Raw genomic sequence first — 14,601 nt, 5'->3', positions numbered from 1 at the left:
GCAAGTATTGGGTCAGGCGCCCGTCAACTCGTCCACGACCTGCTGCCACAGGGCTGCAGGCTGCGCACCGGATACGGCATGATGATTGGCGACGATGAAGGTCGGCACCGACGAGATGCCGCGTTCCCGCGCATGGTTTTCGCGCAGCGCAATTTCCTCGCGGTCGGCGTCGCCCTCCAGCAGATGCGCGATCATGGCCCGGTCCAGTCCCGCACCGCCAGCGATGTCGGCCAGCACAGACGCATCACCGATGTCACGCGCCTCTTGCCAGTGGGCGCGCAACAGTCCCGACATCACCCGGCTTTGGGCGCCTTCCAGCCCCGCCCAGTGCATCAGACGGTGCGCGTCGGTCGTATCCGGCTCTCGCGACGAGGGGTTCAGCGTCAGCCCCAGCCCGGCGGCCCGTTCAGCGACGGCACGGGAAGCCTGCTCCATGTTGTCGCCCAGCTTGGCCCTGAGATATTCGATGCGGTCCATGCCATCCGGTGGCATCTGCGGGTTCAGCCGGAATGGATGCCATGCCACTGCGAAGGGATGGTCAGGGCGGCTTTCCAGCGCGCGGTCAAGTTCCAGCTTGCCGATCAGGCACCACGGGCAGACGGGATCGGCGAAGATGTCCAGCGGGATCATGGTCGGTCCTTGCGGTATTGTTCGCGCAGGGCGCGGCGGTTGATCTTGCCGGTAGGCGTCCGGGGCAGGGCGTCCAGCCGGATATAGTCGCGCGGCTGCTTGTATCGCGCCAGGCCGGATTCGGCCAGTGCGCGCAGATCGGACGGGGCGGCGGGGCCGGTCCATAACACCGCGATGATGCTGTTTCCCGGACCCACCGGCAGTTCGATCGCGGCGACATCTCCGGCGTCGGGGTGGCTGGCCAGAAATTCCTCGATCTCTGCCGGGGCGATGCGGAACCCGCCCGCGTTCATGATGTCGTCCTGACGCCCCAGGACAACGATTGCGTCCGCAGCATCCATTCGCGCCTGGTCCCCGGTCAGGAACCAGGCGCCCCGAAAGCGTGCGCGAGTTTCGTCGGGCTGATCCAGGTAACCCAGAAACAGGCCCGGATCGTCGCGACGCACCGCAAGCGCGCCGGGCTGCCCCGGTGGCATCGGCTGGCCGTCATCGGACAGGATGGCGACATTGCGCCCCGTCTGCGGGAAACCGGCGGTTCCCGATGGCGCGGGGCGATCCGGGCTGCCCGAGATGAAGGTCGAGATTTCGGACGCGCCCATCGCTTCGTGCAGATCAGTGCCGGTCCTTGCCTGCCAGTCCGCGCGCAGCGCCGGGTCCAGCCGCTCGCCCGCAGCAAGCCCATGGCGCAAGGTCGGGATCGGTCGCCAGTCCGCCCGCAGTATGCGGCGAAAGACGCCCGGCGCGCCCGCAAGCATTGTCGCGCCATGTCGCGCGGCGAGCAGCGGGATCTGTTCCAGCGATGTGCCTTCGGTCGGGATCAGCGCGGTCGCGCCGACCGTCCACGGGTCCAGCAGTCCGGTTCCCAGCGTGAAGGTCCAGTTGAAGGCACCGGCGTGCAGCATCCGGTCGCGCGACGTCAGGCCGTACCAGCCCTGAAACATCATCCGGCGCGCCATGATCGCGCGATGCGCGTGCATGACCGCACGGGGCTTGCCGGAACTGCCGGAGGTATAGACGATATAGGCCAATCCCTCAGGGTAGGATTGCGCGAAACCGGCAGGTGGAAGATCGGCAAATCCGGCCAGCGCAGCTTCGTCCAGAACCGGCGCGGGATGGTCGGGCAGGGCAATCCCGTCGCCCGCGACCACCAGCGCCGGGGCTGTCTCGTCCGCCAGTGCCGTGATCTCGCGCTTGGTCAGCATTGCGGAAGTCGGTATCGGCACGATCCCGGCGGTGATCGCGCCAAGATAGGCGACCGGAAACGCCGGACGGTTTCCCAGGCGCATCAACATCCGGTCGCCGGGGTTCAGTCCCGCGCGCAGCAATCCGGTCGCCGTGCCTCGCACCGCCGAAATCAGCCGGGAATAGGACCAACGTTCGGCCCGCGCGGGACCGATGATCGACAATGCAAGCTTTTCGGGATGCGCGCTGCCCGCGCGCAGCACTTCCTCTGCCAGGTTCACGACCGCTCTCCTTGCGGACCTCGCGCGCTTTGGGGGCAAACATGCCTGTTCCGTGGTAGCGGAGTGTCAGGCGGCAGGTCTGGTCAACGAAAAACGGCCCGCGCGGGCGGGCCGTCATGTGTGCTGTCAGGCTGGATCAGAGCAGCTTCAGATCGCTGGCCGAGGCGCGGCCGTCACGTCCCGACTGCAGCTCGTACGAGATCTTCTGGTTGTCCTGCAGTCCCGTCAGTCCGGCGCGTTCAACCGCCGAGATATGCACGAAGACATCCTTGCCGCCCTCATCGGGGGCAATAAATCCAAAGCCCTTGGTGGCGTTGAACCATTTCACCGTTCCGGTCGCCATAACCGTTCTCTCCTTCAAGTCTCTCCCGACGCAGGATTGCGTCAGGCCGTGCAGCCCGCTTTCGGTCTTCCGGCTGCCCATCTTCGAAGGGAGGCGGTAGAAAGTCTTCGCTCACGCAAGGGTGAGGATGAACGAATCATCAAGAAACGCAAGCAGGAAACGCCCGCAGGCTGCCCTGCGGATGTGAAACTTGCGTAACATCGGCACTTTTCAGCGCAGATCGGGTGGCGTGGCCTCGACTTTCAGCAATTCCGTCACTTCGGAAAGCGACAATGTGCGACTGCCCTGGCTGTCCAGCCGACGCATCGACACGGACCGATCTTCCACTTCTTTCATGCCGATGGCAAGGATTGCGGGCACTTTCGCCACTGAATGCTCGCGGACCTTGTAGTTGATCTTCTCGTTCCTTGTGTCCGCCTCGGCGCGGATACCGGCTTCGCGCAGCGCCCTGATCACCTCGGCGACATAGTCATCCGCGTCCGAAACGATCGAGGCGACGACGACCTGGCGCGGGGCCAGCCAGAAGGGCAGCTTGCCGGCGCTGTTCTCGATCAGGATGCCGATGAAGCGCTCGAAACTGCCCAGCACCGCGCGATGCAGCATGATGGGGCGGTGCTTGGCGCCGTCCTGGCCGACATATTCCGCATCAAGCCGTTCGGGCAGGTTCGGGTCCACCTGCAGCGTGCCGCATTGCCAATCGCGCCCGATTGCATCGGTCAGCACGAATTCCAGCTTGGGGCCGTAAAAGGCGCCTTCGCCCGGAAAGATCGTGAAATCATGGCCAGCGGCCTTGCAGGCATTGCCAAGTGCCGACTCGGCACGGTCCCAGCTTTCCTCGGATCCGATGCGCTTCTCGGGACGAGTGGACAGCTTGATGCGCCAGCCTTCGAACCCCAGGTCGGCATAGATCCCGGCCAGGAAGTCGATGAACTTCCTGGTCTCGGCCTCGATCTGGCCCTCGGTGCAGAAGATATGGGCGTCGTCCTGGGTAAAGCCGCGCACCCGCATGATGCCGTGCAGCGCGCCCGACGGCTCATAGCGGTTGCAGGACCCGAATTCGGCCATGCGCAAGGGCAGGTCGCGATAGGATTTCAGCCCGTGATTGAAGACCTGCACATGGCAGGGGCAGTTCATCGGCTTCAGGGCATTGATGGTCTTGGTCTTGGCGTGTTCCTCATCGACTTCGACGATGAACATGTTTTCCTGATAGTTGTCCCAGTGCCCTGATTCTTCCCACAATTTCCGGCTGACCACCTGCGGGGTGTTGACCTCGACATAGCCATCGGCGCGCTGCTTGCGGCGCATGTAGTCCTGCAGCGTGACATAGATGTTCCAGCCGTTCGGATGCCAGAAGATCTGGCCCGGCGCCTCTTCCTGCATGTGGAACAGGTCCATCTCGCGGCCCAGCTTGCGGTGGTCGCGCTTGGCGGCCTCTTCCAGCATGTGCAGGTGGGCCTTCAGATCGTCCTTGTTGCGGAATGCCACGCCATAGATGCGCTGCAGCATCGGACGGCTGGCGTCGCCCAGCCAATAGGCGCCGGCGATATGGGTCAGCTTGAAGGCGTCGGCGGGCAGCTGGCCAGTGTTCTGCAGATGCGGGCCGCGGCACAGATCCTGCCAGTCGCCGTGCCAGTACATGCGCAGATCCTCGCCCTCGGGGATGCGGTCGATCAGCTCCAGCTTGAACGGCTCGCCCGCCGCCTTGTAATGCGCGATGGCGCGGTCGCGATCCCAGACTTCGCTGCGGACCGGATCGCGCGCGGCGATGATCTGCTTCATCCTGGCCTCGATCTGGCCAAGATCTTCGGGCGTGAACGGCTCGGCGCGGTCGAAATCATAGAACCAGCCATGATCGCGAACCGGGCCGATCGTCACTTTCACATCGGGCCAGATGTCCTGAACGGCACGCGCCATGACATGGGCAAAGTCGTGGCGGATCAGTTCCAGCGCCTGCGCCTCGTCCTTCATGGTGTGGATCGCGATGCTGCCGCTGTCGCTGATGGGCCAGGCCAGATCGACATGGCGGCCATCCAGGCTGGCGGAAATTGCGCGTTTCGCAAGGCTTGGCGCGATGCTTTCGGCGACCTCGGCGGCGGTGATGCCGGCGGGATAGTCGCGCGAATTTCCATCGGGAAAGGTCAGGGAAATCTGGGACATCATGTCCTCCTCGTCGGTTTGGCGCCCACGGAACGCCCGGCTGCGGGTTATGTCGGTGGCTGTCATGAACCCGGGCGCGCCGGCTGTCAAGAACAGGGGCGGCATGGCGGTTCTGTTCGGCCACAGGATCGCGTATCACTGGGTCCGACCCCGTTGGCGGGACAGCAGAGACGGAGACATCAGCATGAGCGAATTTCTGACCACGCGCGACGGTCGCCGGATCGCCTATCACAGGCTTGCGGGCAGGGGGCCGGGGGTGGTGTTTCTGGGCGGGTTCAAATCCGACATGACCGGCACCAAGGCCATGCATCTGCAGAACTGGGCCGAACGTTCGGGCCGCGCCTTCCTGCGCTTCGACTATTCCGGGCACGGCGACAGCAGTGGCAGCTTCGAGGAAGGTTGTATCGGCGAATGGGCGGACGATGCCCGCGCCGTGATCGAGGCCTTGACCGACGGGCCGCAGCTGCTGGTCGGGTCCAGCATGGGCGGATGGATCGGACTGCTGATCGCGCGCGCGCTGCCGCAGCGCGTTGCCGGGCTGGTTACCGTGGCAGCCGCGCCTGATTTCACCGAGCGGGGGTTCTGGGCGGGGTTCGATGACACGCAGCGTGCCACCCTGATGGCGCAGGGTCGGCTGGAACTGCCAAGCGACTACGACGACCAGCCCTATGTCATTACCCGTCGGCTGATCGAGGACGGCCGCGATCACCTGGTGCTGAACGGTCCGCTGCGCCTGCCATTTCCGGTCAGGTTGCTGCAAGGGACCGCGGACGACGATGTGCCGGTGTCATGGGCCTTGCAACTGCTGGATCATGCCGACGCGGACGACCTGCGGCTGACCCTTGTGAAAGGCGCGGATCACCGGTTCTCGACACCCGAGTGCCTTGATCTGATGACCCAGACCGTCGAGGACATCCTTGACGACATAGGCTGATCCGTCCACGGCGCTGTTTGCGCCAAATCGGCCGCCGATCAGAAGTTCAGCGTGATGTGTTCGCCCAGGTCGGGTTTGTCGCCAGTCGCCTCGGATTTGGCGATCTGGTACAGGAACGCCATGCTGCCGCCCGTGATCCATGTCTCGGCCGTCGCAAGATCGAACCGCAGCAACTGGATATCGCTGTCGTCGCGGCCATCCTCGAACCAGCTGGACGCGACCGCATTCCACAATTCATCCAGCTTTGCCGGATCATCAGCCAGTGAAAGTCGCCCTTCGATCCGCGCGAACAGTCCCTTGCCGCTGTCGCAGACAATGTGCATCGCATCGCGTTCCGACCCGGAAAGGGATTTGGCCAAGTCGGTTTCCTTGGCGGTGATGAACCACAGCTTGCCCGCGTCGCGATCGGTGTAGTGTGACATCGGGATGAAGCGTCTGTCATCGGACAGGCCCAGCATTCCGGCATTAAGGCTGTCCAGGCGATCCCAAAAAGCCTGATGCAGATCCTGTGTGTCGGTCATGTTCGATCTCCGTGCCGCGTCAGGCGGTTTCGGGTATCAACTTTTCCCTCAGGACCGGGTTCCGGCGATCAGACGGCAATCTTGCCGCTGTCGCCAACAGGATCGCTTGCGCCGCAATCCGCGGCTGTCCCGCCGCGCGCCCGCCGACGCTTGGGACGGATCGAATCCGGCACCGCCATGTTCTCGTCGATGAAGTCCAGCACCAGCGGCCGGATATTCAGGCGCCAGGATTTCCCGGCGAAGATGCCATAGTGACCCGCGCCGGATTCCAGGTGCTGCTGCTTCTTTTCGGCCGGAACGCCGGTGCACAGATCTAGCGCGGCGACGCACTGACCGGGCGCCGAGATGTCGTCATTGCTGCCTTCCACGGTCATGATCGCGACATCGCTGATCTTGCCGATATCGACGGGTTTGCCGTTTACCGTGAACCGGTTCTGCGCGATTTCCAGATTCTTGAAGATCCGCTCGACCGTGGACAGGTAAAACTCGGCCGTCATGTCCATGACGGCCAGGTATTCGTCATAGAACTTGTTGTGCCTGTCGCCTTCGGTGCCGGTCCCGCGGGCCTCGTTGAAAATCTTGTCGATGAAGGCGCGCGCATGCGTCTCGGCGTTCATGGCGATGAAGGACGACAGCTGCGCAAGCCCCGGATAGACCATGCGGCCGGCCCCGCGATACTTGAAGCCGACGGACTGGATGGCAAGATGCTCAAGCTCGCCCATCGTCATGCGATTGCCGAAATCTGTGACCTCGGTCGCGGCGGCGTCCGGATCGACCGGACCGCCGATCAGCGTCAGGGTGCGTGGCTGCGAACCGGGATCTTCCTCGGCAAGCATCGCGGTCGCGGCCAATGCCAGCGGTGCCGGCTGGCAGACGGCGACGACATTGGTGTCAGGCCCCAGATGCTTGATGAAGTCGACCAGATAACTTGTATAGTCCTCGATATCGAACTTGCCTTCGCTGACAGGGATATCGCGGGCGTTGTGCCAGTCGGTGACATATACTTCGCAATCGGGAAGAAGCGACGTGACGGTGGACCGCATCAAGGTGGCGTAGTGCCCCGACATGGGCGCGACAAGCAGCACCTTGCGCGGACTGGTCTCGCGCCGGGCAACGCGGAAATGGATCAGGTCACCAAAGGCCCGGCGCATCACCGGCTCGACATAGACGATGTGGTCCTGGCCGTCTTCGCCGGCGATGGGCGGGATTTCCCAGTCGGGCTTGATGACCATGCGCGAGAAGCTGCGTTCGGTGACGCGGCCCCAGGCGCTGAGAACCTTGATGGCGGGGTGGGGGATCAGCGCGAATGCGGGATACGACCCAAGGGCGCGCGCGGTGGCGCCCAGCCATTCGTTGGTGTTCCGAATCGTTTCCATCGCGTCGTAGGACACGATTCCCTTGATTCCTTTCATCGGCATTCGATCCACCATTTGCTGCGCCGCAGCGCGTTTCGTGTGGCCGGTGAAGGGTGAAGGTGTCGGCATAAGCCGGGTTTACCCTGCGCCTGCCCTGCGCGTATGATCATAGTGTTTTTAGGGGGAGAATTGCGATATGGCAAGCGAGACGGGCCCGACGGGAAAGAAGCCAACTCGTCAGACTGGCCGAAAAGCAACTTCCGGAAAGCCTTTGAAGCCTGAAGATAATGGCAAGACGGAAGCGGGCGCGAAAGCCACGCGACGCCGTGGGTCGGACGCCAAGAAGGCGACCGCAGCGACATCGCCGAAACCGGCCTCCAAGCCCCGTAGCCGCGCCGCAGATCCGACGCCGAAGGCAACGGCAAGGGCCAGCGAAGCAGCCGATGCTGCGGTGCAGCAAAAACCCGATAGGCCGGTGCGAAGCCTAAAGACCGCGCGACCCAAGGCCGAGCCCTCGGTCACCAAGGCTGCGTCATCGGCTGCAAGCGACGCAGAGGCGCGACAGACAGACGAAACGCCCGACATCGGTTCGGGCGCACAGACCGCTGCCGAGGCCGCCGAGGCGATGTTCATGGCGGGCAGCGCGCCGACCGCCCGCAGGCTTGCCGAGAATATCGAGCGTATCGAGGCATTGGGGCATCGACTGGTGACCGCACTGAGTGAACGCGCGCTGCCCAATCCGGGCGTCGAGGCGCCGGGCCCCGAGTTGATGATGACGGCAGCCGGGGCGTGGATGAAGGCGCTGGCCGAACAGCCGGCGCGCGTGATCGAACAGCAGGTATCCTATTGGGGCGAAACGCTGAAGCACTACACGCGCGCCCAGCTTGCGCTTGCACGCGGGCAACTGACCGCCCCCGATGATGACGCACCGGCGGACAAGCGGTTTCAGAACCCGCTTTGGCAAAGCCATCCTTACTTCAACTTCGTCAAGAACCAGTATCTGATCAACGCGCGCGCGCTGCAGGATGCCTCTGCCGAACTGGAACTGCCCGATCAGGTCGCCCGGCGCAGGGTGGACTGGATGACCAAGCAGGTCGTCGACATGATGTCCCCCACCAATTTTCTGGCAACGAATCCGGACGCGCTTGAAAAGGCCATTGAGACCGAAGGCGAAAGCCTTGTGCGCGGGCTGGAAAACCTGGTGCGCGATGTCGAGCAGCACGGTGGCGAGATGATCGTGTCCCTGGCCGATACGGATGCCTTCACCGTGGGCGAAAACATCGGCACCGCCGAGGGCAGCGTCGTGCACAGGACCCCGCTTCTGGAACTGATCCAGTACAAGCCGACGACGGATCAGGTTCACGAACTGCCGCTGATGATCTTCCCGCCCTGGATCAACAAGTTCTACATTCTCGATCTGAAGCCGCAGAACAGCCTGATCCGCTGGCTGCTGGATCAGGGCCATACGCTGTTCGTGGTCAGTTGGAAGAATCCGGACACCAGCTATGCCGATATTGGCATGGAGGACTATATCGCCGCCTATCTGGATGCGATGGACAAGGTCCGCGAACTGACCGGCCAGCCCAAGCTGAACGTGGTCGGATACTGCATCGCCGGAACCACGCTGGCGCTGACACTGGCGCTGCTGAACAAGCGCGGCGATGATCGCGTGAATGCTGCGACATTGTTCACGACATTGACCGATTTCTCGGATCAGGGAGAATTCACGACCTTCCTGCAGGACGATTTCGTCAACGGCATCGCGGACGAGGTTCAGCGCCACGGCCTGCTGCGCGCGCAGCTGATGTCCCGCACGATGAGCTTTCTGAGGGCGAATGATCTGGTCTGGGGGCCGGCAGTGCGCAGCTACATGCTGGGCGAGACGCCGCCGGCATTCGATCTGCTGTTCTGGAACGGCGACAGCACCAACCTGCCGGGTCGGATGGCGATGCAGTATCTGCGCTTTCTGTGCCAGAAGAACGCGTTCGCCACCGATGGTTTCGACCTGATGGGGCACCGGCTTCATCTGTCGGATGTCAAGACGCCGCTCTGTTCCGTGGCATGCGAAGGCGACCACATTGCGCCGTGGAAGGATTGCTGGCGGGGGGTCGCGCAGATGGGGGCGCCCGACAAGACCTTCCTTCTGTCCGAGTCCGGGCATATCGCGGGCATCGTCAATCCGCCCAGCAAGAAGAAATACGGCCACTATGCCGGCGGCGCGGATTTCGACCATGGGCACGAGGCGTGGCGCGAATCGGCCGGTTTTGTTGCGGGCAGCTGGTGGCCCCGTTGGGGCGAGTGGCTGGCCGAGCGCGCCGGCAGAATGGTGCCGGCAAGGACGCCGGAACGCGAGATCTTGCCGGCGCCAGGCAGCTATGTTCATGAACGCGCAGGCTGAACAGCCGTCTTGAATGCAACCTTGCCAAAGGCTTGCACGAACCTGCCTATGCTACGTGAATTTTTTGCTGCAGCGCAGCATTCGGGGTTGAAATGCCGCGCTGCAGCATGCATATTGTCGGTACGTTAATGGATCGCGGCCAGCCTTACCCCTCCCAAGAACGGGGCCGCGACAAAAGGAGTGACCGAGATGGCAAAGACCCCTGATTTCACCAAGACGATGCAGGACATGATGGCGAACTTCCCGATCGACACCTCGTCGATGCAGGACGCCATGAAATCGCAAAGCGCCCTGGGCGAGCGTCTGGCCAAGGTGGCCCTGACCGCCGCCGAGCGTTCGACCGAGATTTCGGCCCAGTGGGCCAAGGACAGCATTTCGCGCATGGGCGAACTGGCCGTCGTGAAGGAAGAGCCTTCCGAATACGCCAAGTCGTTCAGCGACTATGCTTCGGCCTCGGCTGAAGTGGCTGCCGAACACATGGCCGCCTTCGCCGAAGTCGCGAAGAAGGTCCAGATGGACACCGTCGACCTGATGCTGACCGCCGGCAAGGACATGTCCTCGGACGTGCAGAAAGCTGCCGAAAAGGCAACGCGCGAAACCCAGGCTGCTGTCAAGAAAGCCAGCAGCGCTGCCGCGAAGTAATCGCAGCTACAGCGTAGAAGCATTGAAAGGGGGCGGGTGACCGTCCCCTTTTTTCGTAGCGAAGGGGCGGCGCGGCGCAACCGCCGGGCAGCGCATAATTTTTCTTTGCCTTTTCGCGGTGCTGCACCCATCATGCACGAAAGGAAATGCAAGAGGGGCCGAAAATGCCCGCAGACGCCAAGCCGCTGCTGATAAAGAGATATGCCAGTCGGCGGCTCTATAATACCGAAACCAGTGACTATGTGACGCTGGACGATATCGCGTCCTTCATCCGCGATGGTCGAGAAGTGAAGATCGTCGATCTGAAATCGGGCGACGATCTGACCCGGCAGTACCTGTTGCAGATCATCGCCGAGCATGAGGGCAGGGGCGAGAATGTCCTGCCGATAGACGTGCTGACCGATCTGGTGCGCAGCTATACCACCAGTGCCCAATCCGTGGTGCCGCAGTTCCTGGCCGCCAGCTTCGAGATGTTGCGCGATGGCCAGTCCAAGCTGATGGAGAACATGGCGACAATTCCGAACCCGATGGCCAACATGCCGGGCTTCGACGCGATGCAGCGCCAGCAGCGCATGTTCCTCAAGGCCATGATGGGGGGCTGGCACGGCGGCGCTTCAGGCCCCGAACCCGAGGATCTTGACACGGATCCCGCGTCCGGGAAGGCAGGGCAGAATGGACCCGGTTCCCGTCCTGGACCTGACGGCGCCGCCAAGTCGCGCGTGAAGTCGTCCGATTCTGACCCGTCCGATCAGCAGGACATGGACGAGATACGCCGTCAATTGGCCGAGCTTCAGAAGCGAATTTCAAATCTCTGACTTGCACGCCTTTGCGCCACCCGTTAGACCGGCGCCGTCGGAGCGGTGGCCGAGTGGTCGAAGGCGCACGCCTGGAAAGTGTGTAGGCGGGAAACCGTCTCGAGGGTTCGAATCCCTCTCGCTCCGCCACTTGCCCTCGCGAAAGCGTTCTCCTGATCCGGCTGCGGCCGGATTTTTCCGTTGTTTTCGAGGGTTATGCGGGAGGGGCTGTTAACCGGTCCACGTCCCGAAGGGCGCACACGCGTTCTCTCCGGGTCGATATTCTCCGGACCTGTTAACCGCCGAGCTTCCGGTGAACAGCTTTAAGTCATTGCTTTCAAGTGATCTTTCGAAGTCCGTGATGCACGCGATTTGGAAAATCCATCTGGATGGCGGATGGAACAGAGATCGAACCCCGCCCGTTGCGCCGCGGTTCGGCTGCAGCTGGGACCAATCTCACCCCAGCCGCTGTTCGTGCTTTGTGCTGAGTCAGCCGCGTGTTACCGTTGTGAAAAAGTGTGAGGCGAGCAGTTGGCCCAGAAGTCAGACATCGAATGGACGGACGCGACGTGGAACCCGGTGACGGGCTGCACCAAGGTCGGTCCCGGTTGTGACAACTGCTACGCCGAGCGGTTCGCAGAGCGCTGGCGTGGGATCCCTGGACACCCCTACGAGCAGGGCTTTGACCTGACACTATGGCCGTCGAGGCTGAAGCAGCCCGTGCTCTGGAAAAAGCCGCGGATGATCTTCGTGAACTCGATGAGCGACCTCTTCCACAAGGACATCGACCGTACATTCATCGACGCGGTGTTCGACGCCATGGAGCAGGCGGACTGGCACGTCTACCAGGTGCTGACCAAGCGCAGCTCGCTCATGCGCAACTACGTTCGGAAGCGATATGATGGAGGGCCGATCCCTCGGCACATCTGGCTCGGCGTTTCTGTCGAGAACGCCGCGCACGCGAGCCGGATCGAGCACCTGAAGCAGATCAATTCCGACGCGCGCTTCATCTCGTTCGAGCCGCTGCTCGGACCGGTCGGGGATGTCGATCTGCAGGGCGTCGCGTGGGCCATCGTCGGGGGGGAGAGCGGGCCCCGGGCTCGGCCCATGGACGAAAGCTGGGCCCGCCAGATCCGGGACATCTGCGAACGTGACGACGTCGCTTTCTTCTTCAAACAATGGGGTGGCGCCCGTCCGAAGTCGGGCGGGCGTCTGCTCGATGGTGAGGAATGGAACGGCTTTCCGTGGCAAATCGTCCCGAAGCCGATCCTCGATCAGATTTCAGCGTGAACCATTTCGCATGGAGTACCGCTATCATTGAAGAAATCGCATGTTGAAAATACCGTTGGCCCATGGGCTCGGCAAAAGCTCGATGGCCTCGAGGCATATCTTCACGCTTACACCATTGCGCTGAAGAAACAGTCCTTCGAACTGGTCTACGTCGACGCATTCGCCGGCGCGGGACGGTCAAGAATCCGCGACGCCTGGGCCGGTGCTGATGACGAAGACCTTCAGCTTCTTGATGACGAGTTCGTTCTGTCCGAGGAGCAGTTCATCGAAGGCTCCCCGCACCGAGCCCTCGCCCTCGAAAACCCCTTCACCCAATACCATTTCTTTGATGCAGATGCAGGGCGCGCGGCCCTTCTCGAGGGCCTGAGGACCGAGTACCCGGCTCGAAAGATCAGCGTTCAGGTTGGCGACGCGAACGAATTGATCCAGAAGCTGGTCCCGCGGATAGCAGGGCGGAACACAAGGGGCGTTGCTTTCCTCGATCCTTATGGCCCCCACCTGGACTGGCAAACCGTCGCAGCCTTAGGGTCAACCAAGAGGTTTGAGGTGATCATCAATTTCCCGCTTGGAATGGCCATCAACAGATTGATCACCCGGTCGGGCGACATACCGGATGGTTGGCGCGCGGGGCTGAACGGCTGCTTTGGCGGTGCGGACTGGGAGAGCCTCGTCTATGCAGAGCGCACCGACCTCTTCGGGGATACGACCCGCCACAAGGTTGACGATGCAGCCAAGCGGCTTCTTGACCACTACGTCGGCCGCCTGAAGACCTTGTTCGGCCACGCCGCCACACCGAGTGTCGTCAGGAACACGCGAGGTGTCCCGATCTACTACATGCTGTGGGCGGGGCCCCATCCCCTCGGGCACAAGATCGCCGACTACATCTTGGCGAAGGGTGATCGGATCACGCCACCAAAGACTCGGTCCGTTCGACGATGACCAGCTGGCGGCCCCGATTGCTAGCCGAGCCGGAACGCAGGCCTTGAAAGCATCCGAACGGCGAGACCGATCGAAAAGATCGCGTCGTGGCGCAGCAGGTCGTCCGCCGATCGGCTCTCATCGATGCTGCGGTAATCCCCCCCGATCTTAACGGGATGCGGAAGTAGAATTTTCTCGGCAGGATGACTGAGGAGATTCCGATGAAGAAGACACGATACACAGAAGCCCAGATCATGGGTGTGCTGCGCCAGATGGAGGGCGGTGTGCCTGCCGCCGAGCTGTGCCGCGAGCATGGGATGAGCAGCGCCACGCTGTACAAGTGGCGGGCAAAGTATGGCGGCATGGACGCCAGTCTCATCAGTGAGATGAAGGCGATGGCCGAGGAGAACCGGCGTCTGAAGCGCATGTACGCCGACGTCAGCATGCAAAACGATCTGCTCAAGGAGGCGCTCGGAAAAAAATGATACGGCCAGCTCAACGCCGAGAGTTGGCCGTGAAAGCGGTGGCGATGAAGGGCGTCAGCATAGCGCTGGCGTGCCGGGCGTTCGAGGTCAGCGAGACGTGCTATCGATATAGCCCGAAGCTGGACGATGAGAACGAGCAGATCGCCGATTTGCTCCTCGGGCTGACGACGGCGAAGAAGACTTGGGGCTTTGGCCTGTGCTTCCTGTATCTGCGTAACGTCCAGGGACATGGCTGGAACCACAAGCGGGTGTATCGGATCTATCGCGAACTGGAGCTGAACCTGCGGATCAAGCCGCGCAAGCGTCTGAAGCGGGAGAAACCCGATGAACTGGCGGTTCCAGAGGCGCCAAACGAAGTGTGGTCGATGGACTTTATGGCTGACAGGCTGGGGGATGGGCGGCAGTTCCGGCTGCTGAATGTTTTGGACGACTTCAATCGCGAAGGACTGGGCATTGAGGTCGACTTCTCACTGCCTGCGGAACGGGTCGTGCGAGCCCTGAACCAGATCATCGAATGGCGTGGTGCCCCAAGGACAATTCGAGTCGACAACGTCCTAGCTCGGGAACAAGACGCGGTTTGAGACGTCAGATCACGGGGCATCCGAGCGACCGGATACCTTTGGAATAGTTGCCCAGGCGGGCTCCGCCGTCAAGAAGTGGTCTCTTCCATA

Annotated in this window: 12 protein-coding genes, 1 tRNA gene and 1 pseudogene; 8 read left to right on the top strand and 6 right to left on the bottom strand. The window is 62.4% G+C overall.

Translation table 11 applies throughout. The annotated features are described in order from the left end of the window. Positions 1–12: 12 nt before the first annotated feature. From J7359_RS04455 to thrS, 4 genes are all read right to left on the bottom strand, one after another. Positions 13–630, bottom strand: coding sequence for a DsbA family oxidoreductase (locus J7359_RS04455; protein ID WP_209055353.1), 618 nt, complete (start codon positions 628–630; stop codon positions 13–15). Continuing rightward, positions 627–2,093 carry a class I adenylate-forming enzyme family protein gene (locus J7359_RS04450; RefSeq protein WP_209055352.1) on the bottom strand — a complete coding sequence of 489 codons (1,467 nt, stop codon included), beginning with the start codon at positions 2,091–2,093 and terminating at the stop codon, positions 627–629. The genes J7359_RS04455 and J7359_RS04450 overlap by 4 nt, the downstream gene beginning before the upstream one ends. Positions 2,094–2,229: 136 nt before the next feature. After that, complete coding sequence (locus tag J7359_RS04445) at positions 2,230–2,436, bottom strand: cold-shock protein (protein WP_209055351.1); 207 nt, start codon at positions 2,434–2,436, stop codon at positions 2,230–2,232. A 210-nt stretch (positions 2,437–2,646) separates the two neighbouring features. Continuing rightward, the gene (gene thrS / locus J7359_RS04440; RefSeq protein WP_209055350.1) at positions 2,647–4,593 is read right to left on the bottom strand and encodes a threonine--tRNA ligase; all 1,947 of its coding nucleotides are present in this window, start codon (positions 4,591–4,593) and stop codon (positions 2,647–2,649) included. Between the two features lie 184 nt (positions 4,594–4,777). On the opposite strand from thrS, the gene J7359_RS04435 reads away from it, so the two are divergent. Continuing rightward, positions 4,778–5,527 (top strand): alpha/beta hydrolase, encoded by a 750-nt coding sequence (locus J7359_RS04435; protein WP_209055349.1) that lies wholly within the window; start codon positions 4,778–4,780, stop codon positions 5,525–5,527. A 38-nt stretch (positions 5,528–5,565) separates the two neighbouring features. On the opposite strand, the gene J7359_RS04430 is transcribed toward J7359_RS04435, so the two are convergent. Further along, positions 5,566–6,048: a pyridoxamine 5'-phosphate oxidase family protein gene (locus tag J7359_RS04430; protein ID WP_209055348.1), complete on the bottom strand. Its 483-nt coding sequence runs from the start codon at positions 6,046–6,048 to the stop codon at positions 5,566–5,568. A 68-nt stretch (positions 6,049–6,116) separates the two neighbouring features. Next, complete coding sequence (phaZ, locus tag J7359_RS04425) at positions 6,117–7,451, bottom strand: polyhydroxyalkanoate depolymerase (RefSeq protein WP_209055629.1); 1,335 nt, start codon at positions 7,449–7,451, stop codon at positions 6,117–6,119. A 577-nt stretch (positions 7,452–8,028) separates the two neighbouring features. Between phaZ and phaC the strand changes: the two genes are divergently transcribed. The 7 genes and pseudogenes from phaC to J7359_RS04390 all read left to right on the top strand — a co-directional run. Beyond that, entirely contained in the window at positions 8,029–9,801 is a 1,773-nt protein-coding gene (gene phaC, locus J7359_RS04420) for a class I poly(R)-hydroxyalkanoic acid synthase (RefSeq protein WP_247740204.1), read from the top strand. A 189-nt stretch (positions 9,802–9,990) separates the two neighbouring features. Beyond that, complete coding sequence (locus tag J7359_RS04415) at positions 9,991–10,443, top strand: Phasin (protein ID WP_209055346.1); 453 nt, start codon at positions 9,991–9,993, stop codon at positions 10,441–10,443. Positions 10,444–10,607: 164 nt separating this feature from the next. Then, positions 10,608–11,258, top strand: coding sequence for a polyhydroxyalkanoate synthesis repressor PhaR (gene phaR / locus J7359_RS04410; protein ID WP_209055345.1), 651 nt, complete (start codon positions 10,608–10,610; stop codon positions 11,256–11,258). 39 nt (positions 11,259–11,297) lie between these two features. Next, positions 11,298–11,387: transfer RNA gene (locus tag J7359_RS04405), tRNA-Ser, on the top strand. A gap of 381 nt (positions 11,388–11,768) precedes the next feature. Continuing rightward, a complete protein-coding gene (locus tag J7359_RS04400; RefSeq protein ID WP_209055344.1) occupies positions 11,769–12,527 on the top strand; it encodes a phage Gp37/Gp68 family protein in 759 nt (252 codons plus the stop codon). A gap of 27 nt (positions 12,528–12,554) precedes the next feature. Then, entirely contained in the window at positions 12,555–13,466 is a 912-nt protein-coding gene (locus J7359_RS04395) for a three-Cys-motif partner protein TcmP (RefSeq protein ID WP_209055343.1), read from the top strand. A 200-nt stretch (positions 13,467–13,666) separates the two neighbouring features. Beyond that, positions 13,667–14,481: pseudogene (locus J7359_RS04390) on the top strand (IS3 family transposase); the annotation flags it as partial. Positions 14,482–14,601 lie beyond the last annotated feature (120 nt).

The organism is Paracoccus sp. R12_2, from assembly GCF_017744015.1.
In the GTDB taxonomy this organism is placed as follows: Bacteria; Pseudomonadota; Alphaproteobacteria; order Rhodobacterales; family Rhodobacteraceae; genus Paracoccus.
The sequence above is the reverse complement of the archived record's forward strand: the minus strand, read 5'-3'. Positions and strand labels throughout refer to the sequence as shown.

What these genes read in the sequence shown, in the direction of transcription:
- J7359_RS04455 (WP_209055353.1), bottom strand. Translation starts at nt 630, where the DNA reads ATGATCCCGCTGGACATCTTCGCCGATCCCGTCTGCCCGTGGTGCCTG.
- J7359_RS04445 (WP_209055351.1), bottom strand. Translation starts at nt 2,436, where the DNA reads ATGGCGACCGGAACGGTGAAATGGTTCAACGCCACCAAGGGCTTTGGA.
- thrS (WP_209055350.1), bottom strand. Translation starts at nt 4,593, where the DNA reads ATGTCCCAGATTTCCCTGACCTTTCCCGATGGAAATTCGCGCGACTAT.
- J7359_RS04435 (WP_209055349.1), top strand. Translation starts at nt 4,778, where the DNA reads ATGAGCGAATTTCTGACCACGCGCGACGGTCGCCGGATCGCCTATCAC.
- J7359_RS04430 (WP_209055348.1), bottom strand. Translation starts at nt 6,048, where the DNA reads ATGACCGACACACAGGATCTGCATCAGGCTTTTTGGGATCGCCTGGAC.
- phaC (WP_247740204.1), top strand. Translation starts at nt 8,029, where the DNA reads ATGTTCATGGCGGGCAGCGCGCCGACCGCCCGCAGGCTTGCCGAGAAT.
- J7359_RS04415 (WP_209055346.1), top strand. Translation starts at nt 9,991, where the DNA reads ATGGCAAAGACCCCTGATTTCACCAAGACGATGCAGGACATGATGGCG.
- phaR (WP_209055345.1), top strand. Translation starts at nt 10,608, where the DNA reads ATGCCCGCAGACGCCAAGCCGCTGCTGATAAAGAGATATGCCAGTCGG.